Below are 10,425 nucleotides of genomic sequence, written 5' to 3'. Positions count from 1 at the left end.
CATGGTGTTTTCGGGGAAATTCAGTGATGGAACGTCAAATTCCATTGACAAAAGCGGAATCCAGGGATTCCAGATGGGGCCGATCGGCCCCCCGCGCTCGCCCTCGCACAGCCGGCGCGATCCCCCGGCCTCAGGCCCGGCCACGGTCGCCGGATCCGGCCCCGCTGCCGGGACCGCTGGTTCACGGCCCCGGCAGCGGGTTCAGCGGCGCGGTGCGCCGCCCCTCCCGCGGATCACGGGAACGAGGTCACCTTCGACGGCACGGTGTTCGTCCCCGAGGTCGGGGCGCCGGTGTCGTTGACGACATGGGCGTACTGTCCCTTGCCTCCCAGGGAGATGACCTGGAGGCTGTGCAACTTGACGCCCGCCTTGACCGGCACCTGGAAGCCGTGGTGCTGCACGATCGAGGGATCGGCGGTGAAGTTGCAGTAGCTGCCCAGACCCCACGCCTCGTGCACGGCGACCGTGTCGGCGACCTTGTAGGCCGCCCACCCGACGATGCCGTCGTGCGTGATGGCGGCGGCGTCGGGGGCGTCGTAGGCCTTCTCGTTCTGGAAGAAGATCGTGCGGCCCCGCTCACCGTTCCACACGACGTCGTACTTGTTGAAGTGCTCCACGAACAGGCCGGTGGCCAGGACGTCGTCGCCGTTGACCCGCAGCCCGTAGTCGGCGCGGTTGGTCTCCCAGCCGACGCCCTCGCCGTGGTCGGCGCGCCAGATCCAGGTGTGGTCGATGACGACGTCGTCGCTGTTGACCACGACGGAGTCCGTCGCCAGGCCGGGGCCCGCGCCGCCGATGCGAATGAACACGTCCTGCATGGTGGTCGGGTTGGCGGAGTGGTCCGCGGCCGCTCCGGCGGGGCCGATCTGCAGCAGGGTGTCGGACCGGGTGGCGCCGGCGTCGATGAGGAATCCGGCGAGCCTGACGCCGTCGACGTCCGCGACGTGCAGGGCGTCGATGCCGCCGTCGGGCACGATCGTGGCCAGGCCCAGGCCGAGCACGACGGTGTTCGCGCGAGTGACGTCGATGGTCCGGTCGAGGTGGTAGACGCCGGGCGTGAACAGCAGGTTCAGGCCCTGGGCCAGTGCGGTGTTGATGGTGGCGGCCGTCGCGCCGGGCTTGACGACGTAGAACTGGCTGAGCGGCAGCGAGGTCCCGGCGTTGGCGGGCCAGGACACGCCGCGCGCGTTGGTGCGCTTGGCGGGGACGAAGACCTTGTACTCGTTGCCGTCGAGGTAGAGGAACGGCTTCTCGCGGGAGATCGGCGTGGTGTCCAGCGTGGTGTACGGCCCGGTGTCGAAGTTGGTCGCCGGGGCGCCCTGGACGCCGGTGAACGTCATGTTCCACACGCCGTTGGTCCAGCCGCCCACGGAGCTGTCACGGGTGTACCACTGCTGCTGCGAGTACGGACCGACCGTGCCGTCGATCCTGGAGTCGGCGATGTAGCCGCCGGAGGCCCATCCGTAGCCGTTGGGGGCGAGGTTGAGGCCCCCCTTGACGTGGATGCGGCGGAACGGCGCGGCCTGGGCGACGGCCCAGCGGTCGGTGCCGTTGGACGGGGTGATCGCCAGGTTCTCCGCCGAACGCCAGAAGTTCTGCGTGGCGTTGCCGTTGAACCAGCCCGCGTCGACGGTGATGTCACCGTTGATCTGGACGTCGTCGGGGTTCAGGCCGAGGCCGGAGACGGAGGTGTAGAAGCCGAGTTGGGCGTTGATGCCGTTGTAGGTGCCCGGCTTGAGCAGGAACTGGTAGCGCCCGGAGCCGAACTGCGCGGACTCCTGCTGGGCGAAGACCTGGTCGAACTTCTGCTGGAGGCCGGGCGTGGAGGGGTCGACGACGATCACGTTCGGGCCGAGGTCGCCGCCGCCCTGGACCGGGCCCGAAGTGCCGCCGGACGTGGTGTGGACGGCGACCTCCCAGAGCGAGTAGCCGTAGCCCGTCCCGCGGGCCGTCCCGAGGACGCGGACGTAGCGGCCCGTGCCGCTGACGTCGTAGGAGGCCCGGCCGCCGGTCGCGCCGGTGACGGTCTTGAGGGTGGTGAAGTTCTGGCCGTCGGCGGAGACCTGGAGCTGGAAGTCCTTGCCGTACGCGGCTTCCCAGTTCAGGTCGATCCTGCAGATGTCCTGCGACGAGCCCAGGTCGACGCGCAGCCACTGCGGGTCGGAGGCCTGGCTGGACCAGCGGGTGGCGTCGCTGCCGTCGAACGCGGCGGCCGCGGGGGTGCCGGCGTTCTCCGTCGAGGACGCCGAAGCGGTCTTGCCCTGCGCCGAGTCGGCGGTCGAGCACGTGCCGGGCTGGGGCGTTCCGCCGGTGGTGCCGAACACCCGGAACTCCCAGACGGAGTAGCCCCACTGCGTGGCCCGGTGGACGCCCTGCAGGCGTACGTAACGGCCCTGGCCGGAGACGGCGAGGGTGTCGGTGCCGCCGTCTCCGCCGGTGACCGCGCGCAGGTCGGTCCAGGTGCTGCCGTCGGACGAGGACTGGATCTTGTAGTCCTTGCCGTAGGCCGCCTCCCAGTCGATGACGACCTGGCTGATCGTGGCGCCGGTTCCGAGGTCGACCTGCAGCCACTGGTCGTCGGTGGCGGCCGAGGACCACCGGGTGCCGGTGTCGCCGTCGACCGCGTGGGCCGCGGGCGTGCCCGCGTTCTCGCTCGAGGATGCCGTCGCCGTTCTGCCCTGGGACAGGTTGGCGTCGGCGGCCGCGGCCGCCGGTGGCCGGACGGCGGGCAGGGTGATCAGCGCTGCCGTGGCGGCGAGCGCGACACCCAGGGATCTGAGTCTCATGAAGGGTCCCTGCGGGTGCGTCGGGAAAGGACGAGGGCGCGGCAGCGGGCGCGGGGACACGCCGAGGTCACTGCCGCGAGGCTTAGTTCACATCTTGATTTAACTGATGAGTTACACGTCTCGGCAAGCCTTGGAAAGTTGAAATCTTTCCGGGCCTCTTTCCGCCGCATCCCTCGACATGTTGACGACACCCCCTCGCCCTCCCCCGACGGACAGGGCGTCCCCTCCCCCGTCCGACGCCCTTGAGGCCCGCCCGCGTTCACGTCTCGACGTCGCCCGGCTCTTCCCACCCGGGCACGGGAACGTCGAGAGGTGCCGTCCCCGCGGAGGAGCGGGCGAGGTCGCGGCCCCCCGGTCCGGCGGCGTTCCTGGCGGTTGTCACTCCGCCGGGAGCGAGGTGACGGTGCGGGTGCGCGAGTCGTAGCTGCGTGCGGCGACGAAACGGCCGTGCACGGGCTCGTGCAGGCCGGGAGGGAGCAACTGGTCGTCCGGTACGTTCCACGCCGGCCGGCGGCTGCGGCCGAGGGTGATGTGCGGCTGCCAGTTCTCCGGCAGGAGCAGGGGGTGGTCGGGTTCGCAGCCCGTGGCGAGAAGCGCGTCGTGGACGGCGGCGTGCACGGCGAGGAGTCCGGGCACCCGCCGGACGCGCCAGGCCAGCACGTTCGTGCGACCGCGGAAGCGGACGAGCCCGTCGAGGACGGCGGGACAGTCGAGGCCTTCCAGCACCCCCCGGAGCTCCTGTCGTGCTGCCGCTGTCAGGACGTCGGCCGCCGCCAGCGTGAGATGAGGCCGGTTGGTCGGATGGCTGTGGTGCCTCTGACTGGGCTCTCCTCGCGCGGCCAGATGCTCCCAGACGTGCCGGACCTCGTCCTCCGTGCCGGGGTCCAGGAGCAGCTCGACCGTGTTCATCGCTTCACCCCCGCAGGCCGCGCGAGGCGTTCGCGGACGAGCAGCACACGGCCCCGGGGCCCGCGACCGGGAGCGGGCCTGGAGCAGCAGAGCCTGTCGGGTCGGCCGGCCCGGTCCGAGGACGGGGCATGTGCAGCAGCCTAGAACAGGCCACCGACAGCTCGCAGGACCGTCCCCTCCCCCCAGGCCGTCGCCGTCCGCGAGAACCCCGGTCCGACCCCCGGCCCGGGCGCGGTGCGCCGCTCCCGGCGCCGGTACTCCCCCGGTCCTCGACGCGCCGGGCATGCGTGAGGGGCTCGGCGCGCTCGCGGAGGGGTCCGCCGGTGACGGGTTCGGGGTGGCGGCGGAAGCAGGGCAGGCCGGCGCTCACCGGTGTGCCCGCCCCGGGGCCGACCGGTCCCGGCAACAGTCCGACCGGCCGGCCCCGGCCGGACCTCCCCTTCGCCGCGGAGGCGCCTGAGCCCTACGCCCGGGGTGTGCCGTCCCAGCGCCATGTGGTCGGACGAGGGTGGCCGGGCAGTTCGGCGCGGCCGGTGGCCCACAGGAGGGTGAGCCAGGCGTCCGTGGACGACGGTGCGTCCGGGAACAGGCGGGCGAGCACCCGGGAGCACAGATCGGCGGGCGGGCTCCATGCGAGACCGAGCCCCTGCGTCAGGTCGTACGTGTGCACCAGGGTTTCCACGATCCCCATCGCGGCGAAACCCTCGGGGTCCGAGACACCGAAGACGTGATGAGCGCGGATCCGCGGAGGCGTCGTGCGCACCATGGCGACCAGCAGCGCGCCGCTCGCTTCCAGGACCTGCAGCAGGCCGGCGGGCCCCGCCGCACGGTTCGCGTGGATGGCGTTCGCCGGGCCGCCGGGCCGCCGGCTCTCCCACACGAAGGGCACCTCACCGTCCAGGGGCGGTGTTCTGGGACCCAGTTGCGCAGCGTAGGCGAAGAGGTCGTCGCTGAGGTGCTCGACGGTTTCCCAGCAGTCCCATTCCAGCGACCCGGCCTTGCCCTCCCAGGCAGTCGGGGGCGCCTCGCGAAGGACTGCCACAGCGAGCTGCACGGCGAAGTCGAGGTCGTCCGCGGTGACGGGGGGCGGGAGGAAGCCGGCATCGGCTGATCGGGACATGGCAGGACCGTACCGCGACCGGAAGAAGCCGCCCCTCCGGTTGATGCACCGGCCCGGCGGTCCGGCGCACCCGTGCGGTCACGGCACCACGACGGGCAGCGCGGGCCCACCGGCGCGCGGGGAGTTGTCGCGTGCCGACGGCGGAAGCACCGTGGAGGGGGTCGCACCCCCGTCCGTCCGGGGAACCGCCGAGTTCCTCCCGGAGCTTCCGGTCCCCGCCAGGTGGGCAGCGTGTCGCTGCCGGAAAGGAGACGCGCGTGAAGGTCATCGTCATCGGCGCCGGCGTGCTGGGCGTGAGCGTCGCGAGGCAGCTCGCCCTCGCCGGTGAGGACGTTCTCCTGCTCGATCAGTGGGGGGCCGGCGCCGGTACGACGGCGACCACCTTCGCCTGGACCAACTCCAGCCGGAAGCCCGACGCGGACTACCACCGGCTGAACCTCGCGGGGATGGAGGAGCACGCCAGACTCGCCGGGCACCTGCGCGGTGCGCCGTCGTACTTCCCCAGCGGGGCGTTGCAGTGGGCGGACGCCGCGAACGAGCAGCGGCTCGCCGACAACGTGGAACGACTGCGGTCGCTCGGCTACCCCGCCCGCTGGGTCACGCCCGAGGAAGCGACACGGATCGCGGGCGACCTCCGCATCCCGGCGACCATCACCTCCCTCGCGCACTTCCCCGGCGAGGGGTACGTTCTGCCGGACCTCTTCGTGAACGAGCTGCTGACGGATGCCGAGCAGCACGGCGCCACGTGCGCGATCGGCGAGGTCGTGGCCATCGACGACGGGCCGGACCACGTAGCCGTCACCCTGGCCGACGGCGAGGTCCGCACGGGCGATCGAGCCGTCCTGGCGGCAGGCCGCTGGACACAGCGGCTCGCCGCACTGGCCGGGATCGACATTCCCCTGGTGACGGACGTCGGCCGCGGAGCGCCGACCGTCGGTCTGCTCGGGTACGCCCGGTCCCCGCGACTCGACCTGCGCTGCGTGATCCACAGCCCCGGTCTCAATCTCCGCCCCGCGGCCGGTGGGCACACCGTGCTGCAGGCTCTCGACCTGAACGCCGACGTCGACCCGGCAGACCCTCCGACCGTGAACGGGGACCTGGCGAGCACCCTGGCACGGCGGTTCTCCGCGCTGCTGACCGACCCGGGCCGGCCACCGAGGATCGACCTGCGCGTCGGCTTCCGCTCCCTGCCCGCGGACGGCCGCACCGTCGCCGGCTACGCCTTCGCAGGGTCCCGCGTCTACTGCCTCGTCTCGCACAGCGGGATCACCCTGGCGCCGATCCTGGGACGCCTGGTCGCGGCCGAACTCACCACCGATCAGGAACAGGACCTCCTCCGGGCCTTCCGGCCCACCCGGTTCGCCGGCGCACGGCGCTCGGAGATCGAGGTGGACCAACACGCCACCGGTCTGGGCGAGCAGTAGCCGACAGCCCTCTGCGGCCGGACGCCACGGCCGACCCACCGACGACCGATTCCCGTCACCACCCTGTTGCGTGGCCGAATCCAGTGCCATCCTGTGACCGCGGTGATCCTCTTCCTCTCCCCCGGCGGAGGCTCCCGCCCCCTGGCCCCGTCCGCGTGCTGTCACCTGGGCGGAGCCGCGCCGCCCCTCCCGGCCTCCCCACGGGAGGGCGGACGCCTGCGCAGACCCGATCCGGCCCGCCTTCTCGACGGCGGACCGACCGGGCCGGGCCGGGCTGGGCCGGGAAGCCGATCACAAGACCTGCCATCATCCGCGGAGCCGCTCAGCCTGCCTGGTCACGGCCTTCTCCAGCACGCTTCAGGTTCCGTCCCGTTCTTTCGACGCCTGCGACGGTGGCGGGGACGTGGTGGGGGAACGCGTGTGGCATGAGACTGATGGGTGGACGTGACGCCAGGAGCCGACGCGGTGGGCCGTGGCTGCGCTACGGCTCCGCCGCCGCCGCGGTGACGGTCTCGGCCGTGACGGGGGCGCGGGCGGTCGATGCGGACAGTGCCTGGTACAGGTCGTTGCGCAAGCCGTCCTGGCAGCCGCCGTCGTGGGCGTTCGGTGCGGTGTGGACGCCGCTGTACGCCTCGATCGCCTATGCGGCCGGCCGTGCGTGGGGAGTGCCGGCGCAGCGGCGACGGGCTGCGCTCACGGCGAGTCTGGCGGTGAACCTGACGCTCGACGCGGGATGGAACCGGCTGTTCTTCCACCACCGCAGCCCGAGGGCGGGGCTGGCGGGGACGCTGCTGCTGGACCTCAGCACCGTCGATCTCATCCGTCGCACTGCTCGCGTCGACCGGCAGGCGGCAGCCGTCCTGGTCCCTTACGCCGCGTGGTGTGCGTTCGCGACGGCGCTGAACGCTTCCCTCGCCCGTCGCAACGCCTGACGGCGCCGGGAACGGGGTGGCGTGTCGTCGCAGGGGCGTGGCCGTCGTGCTGCCGCTGTCGAACGGTGACACGGGGTGCGGGCCGGGCGAGGGGGGCAGCCGGCCGCATCAGGGCCGTACGAGACGGCGCAGGGCCAGGCGTGCGAGGGGGGCATAGGCCAGGAGCGCGAGTCCGGGGCCGTCCATCGTCAGGCTCGTGGTGCAGCCGCGCGCGTGTGCGCGCACCACGTGGTGCAGGCGGAGCAGGACCGGCCCCCACCGGACCCGCCAGGTCCACGTGCGGCGGTCGTGGTCGACGGCTTCCACGACGAACGCGGCGCGCACGCCCGCTCTCGACTCCACCGTCCCGCGCATGCCGGCCCTCAGGCGGCGCTCGGCGGCCCGGACGGTCTTGACCTGCGGGGACCACGAGGCCCACTCGTCGACGCAGGCGTAGCGCTGCCAGACCGTCTCCGGGCCGGCCGCGCCGGTGGCGTGGAGGGTCAGGTGCCCCATGACGATTCCGGCGGCCGCCGTGCCGGCCCGGCGGTCCGCGTGCTGGTCACCGGGTCTGGTCCTGCAGGTATTCGGTGAGGGCTATACCCGGCCGGAAGGTGGTGACGCCGTCAGCGGCCTGGAAGCTTCCGAAGCTCCCGAGGGTGACGGCCTCCCGGGCCCTGAGCGCTTCGGCGATGGTCCCCGCCTGTTCCACGGTGCCGAAGAGCAGGTCGAGGATCCGGCTGATGTCGTCCGCGCTGAACTGCCGGCCGTCGGAGCCATCGGCGGCACGGCGAGCGGTCATCTCGGTGAGCTGCGACTTGTCCACGTCAATGTTCCCGTCGCGTCCTGGTGGCGGTGCTTCGACACTTCCACCATCGCGGCAGGCCGGACCGGCCGCATCTCCTGACGCCCGCCTCGGTCGGACGATCGACCGTTCACCTGTTCGCCTCCAGGAGAGGTCCCTGTAGTTCTGCCGGCCGGTGCCGATCTTCACGCGCGCGCCGAAGGTGCCGGTACCGGTGCCGTTGAGTCGGTAGAGCACTCCGGCGGTGTCGCGGGCGACGAGATCGGCCCTGCCGTCACCGGTGATGTCCCCGACTCCGACGACGGCGTTGCAGGTCCCGCCCCAGCCGGTGAAGAGCTTCACGCGGGCGCCGAAGGTGCCGTTGCCCCTGCCGATGCAGCGGTAGAGGTTGTCGGAGGTGTCCTGGGCCGTGTACGGCGTGGTCGGCTTCAGCGCCGCCCCGCAGGCCGGCTCGTACAGGCGCAGCGCGCCGGTGCTCAGCCGGACGAGGACGTCGTTGCAGCGCTGACCGACCGGAACCGTGACCGTCGTGGTCTCGTCGGTGACCATGTTCCGCAGCTGTACGTCGCCGGTGCCGCCGCTGGGCGGCACCGCCACGACGTCCGACGCCGCCCCGTAGTGCTCCGGGTCGCGCGGCTCCAGGCCCACGAGCTTCCTGGTCGAGCCGTCCACGCCCGTCCACTCCGGTCCGGAAGGACCGTCAAGGGTGGTGGCGCGGTGCAGGAACCCGGAAGGGCCGACGCTCATCACGGAGCCGGAGCCCGGTGTGACGCGCAGGGCCGGGGCGACGACGGTCTCGTCGAACGTCCCGCCGTCGGCCGACGCCGTCCAGGCGGCCGGGCCGAAGACCAACGGCACGGACACGACCGCACAGGCCGCGAGAAGACGCAGGCGTGCAGAGACATGACGGCCAAGAAGACCCTCCCCGGGACGCGAGGCGGGACCCGCACCGTCACATCCGGTGCCCCTGGCCCCCCGGTCGTCGCACTCGCCTCATCAAGTCGGCTGATCCTACAACCGGCTCCCGGGCTCGGAGCATCGATTCTCCCGATCCGGCCGAGCGTGAATCAGCCGTTGTGCCACCAGCACGGCCAGTCCTCGCGGTGGAAGAGCGCGCCGCTGCCCAGTGCGCCCGGAGCGTGCCCGCTGACGTCGTGTGTGCTGTGCCCGGCCTTCCTGGCCGGCCTCCGGCCGGTAGTTTCAGGGAAAGCGGAGAAAGCCGCCAACGACGACGACCACCATGAGGTTCGCCTTGGTCATCCCATGGGATCGGAGACAGATGCAGCCCGGACAGTACGAAGAGGTGGCCGACACCGCAGGACTTCCGGCACGGCTGCGGCACGTTTTCTGGATCGGTGGCGGGAGTGGTGCGGGCAAGTCGACGACCGCCCGCCGACTGGCCGACCGCCACGGCTGGCGCCTCTACGCGACCGACGACGTGATGCGGGATCACGCGGGGCGGACCACCCCCGAGGAGGCCCCCTTTCTGCACGAGTTCATCGCCATGGACATGGACGAGCGATGGGTGAACCGGTCTCCGGAAGTCATGCTCGAGACGTTCCATTGGTTTCGAGGTGAGGGCTTCGGTCTGATCGTTGAAGACCTCCTTCGTCTGCCGCCGGAGCCGTGCGTCGTCGTCGAGGGATTCCGGTTGCTGCCGCACCTCGTCAAGCCTCTGCTTGCTGCTCCTGAGCACGCCGTCTGGCTTCTTCCCACACCCGATTTCCGCCAGGCCGCCCTCCGCAGTCGGTCGGTACCGGGGGAAGGGTTCGTGGGGAAGACCAGTGATCCGGCGAAGGCCGGCCGCAACACTGCCGAACGTGACCGCATGTTCACAAGACGCCTCGAGGAGGAAACCGCGCGTCTCCGACTGCGCACCGTCCGGGTCGACACCACGATGACAGAAGACGATCTCGCCGAGCAGGTGACCACGGCGTTCCGGCTCTGACGTCGGCCGGCACGAGGAACTGCACACCTTGGTCCAGCGTGATCTGGTGCTCTGACCGCACGGGTTCGCCGGGGTGACGACGTCGTTGCTCGGACCGGCTGGATGGGTGTGGGAAGAATTCGAGCGGCCGTGGAGCCGGTCAAACCAGTACTCCAGCCGTAGATCGTGATCTTCATGGTTGGTGGGCGGCCTGGCGCTGGTAGTGGCAGGTGCGGGCCCGGGCTTGATGGCGGCGTCGCCAGTCGGACCAGCGGAGCCGGTGTGCGGCTGTGTGGGTGGGCCGGGTGACGAGTGCGGTGAACAGGTGCTGGATCTCGTTGGGGGCAGCGTGCCAGCGGGCGACCACCTCACGCGATCCGATACCGATCCGGCCGCCCGATCCCAGCCCCGCCCAGCCCAGCCCAGCCCCGCCCAGCCCAGCCCAGCCCCGCCCCGCCCCGCCCACAAGATCAGGTTCTACGGCTGGAGTACCAGAAGGCCCGGATACGGTCCTCGGCTCTCGCTCGCAGCCGGTGACGGAGC

General features: G+C 71.7%; 8 protein-coding genes and 1 pseudogene. 3 read left to right on the top strand and 6 right to left on the bottom strand.

Annotation, left to right across the window (positions count from 1 at the left end; translation table 11 throughout):
• Positions 1 to 233: 233 nt before the first annotated feature.
• The 3 genes from ACH4F6_RS15590 to ACH4F6_RS15580 form a co-directional block, all read right to left on the bottom strand.
• Positions 234 to 2,786, bottom strand: coding sequence for a discoidin domain-containing protein (locus tag ACH4F6_RS15590; RefSeq protein WP_397960671.1), 2,553 nt, complete (start codon positions 2,784 to 2,786; stop codon positions 234 to 236).
• Between the two features lie 378 nt (positions 2,787 to 3,164).
• Positions 3,165 to 3,695 carry a 2'-5' RNA ligase family protein gene (locus ACH4F6_RS15585; RefSeq protein ID WP_397960670.1) on the bottom strand — a complete coding sequence of 177 codons (531 nt, stop codon included), beginning with the start codon at positions 3,693 to 3,695 and terminating at the stop codon, positions 3,165 to 3,167.
• 463 nt (positions 3,696 to 4,158) lie between these two features.
• A complete protein-coding gene (locus ACH4F6_RS15580) occupies positions 4,159 to 4,815 on the bottom strand; it encodes a hypothetical protein (RefSeq protein WP_397960669.1) in 657 nt (218 codons plus the stop codon).
• Positions 4,816 to 5,072: 257 nt separating this feature from the next.
• Between ACH4F6_RS15580 and ACH4F6_RS15575 the strand changes: the two genes are divergently transcribed.
• Positions 5,073 to 6,239, top strand: coding sequence for an NAD(P)/FAD-dependent oxidoreductase (locus tag ACH4F6_RS15575; RefSeq protein ID WP_397960668.1), 1,167 nt, complete (start codon positions 5,073 to 5,075; stop codon positions 6,237 to 6,239).
• 434 nt (positions 6,240 to 6,673) lie between these two features.
• Positions 6,674 to 7,171 carry a TspO/MBR family protein gene (locus ACH4F6_RS15570; RefSeq protein WP_397960667.1) on the top strand — a complete coding sequence of 166 codons (498 nt, stop codon included), beginning with the start codon at positions 6,674 to 6,676 and terminating at the stop codon, positions 7,169 to 7,171.
• Positions 7,172 to 7,279: 108 nt separating this feature from the next.
• On the opposite strand, the gene ACH4F6_RS15565 is transcribed toward ACH4F6_RS15570, so the two are convergent.
• Both ACH4F6_RS15565 and ACH4F6_RS15560 read right to left on the bottom strand, forming a co-directional pair.
• The gene (locus tag ACH4F6_RS15565) at positions 7,280 to 7,666 is read right to left on the bottom strand and encodes an SRPBCC family protein (protein WP_397960666.1); all 387 of its coding nucleotides are present in this window, start codon (positions 7,664 to 7,666) and stop codon (positions 7,280 to 7,282) included.
• A gap of 46 nt (positions 7,667 to 7,712) precedes the next feature.
• Positions 7,713 to 8,819, bottom strand: coding sequence for a hypothetical protein (locus ACH4F6_RS15560; RefSeq protein WP_397960665.1), 1,107 nt, complete (start codon positions 8,817 to 8,819; stop codon positions 7,713 to 7,715).
• Positions 8,820 to 9,258: 439 nt separating this feature from the next.
• On the opposite strand from ACH4F6_RS15560, the gene ACH4F6_RS15555 reads away from it, so the two are divergent.
• Positions 9,259 to 9,903 carry a hypothetical protein gene (locus ACH4F6_RS15555; protein ID WP_397960664.1) on the top strand — a complete coding sequence of 215 codons (645 nt, stop codon included), beginning with the start codon at positions 9,259 to 9,261 and terminating at the stop codon, positions 9,901 to 9,903.
• 172 nt (positions 9,904 to 10,075) lie between these two features.
• Here the strand turns inward: ACH4F6_RS15555 and ACH4F6_RS15550 are convergent.
• Positions 10,076 to 10,222 (bottom strand): annotated as a pseudogene (locus tag ACH4F6_RS15550) (IS701 family transposase); the annotation flags it as partial.
• Between the last annotated feature and the right edge of the window lie 203 nt (positions 10,223 to 10,425).

Origin of the sequence: Streptomyces sp. NPDC017936 (assembly GCF_044328485.1) — a bacterium.
In the GTDB taxonomy this organism is placed as follows: Bacteria; Actinomycetota; Actinomycetes; order Streptomycetales; family Streptomycetaceae; genus Streptomyces.
Note: the sequence above shows the minus strand (reverse complement) of the source record. Positions and strands in the feature narration are given on the sequence as shown.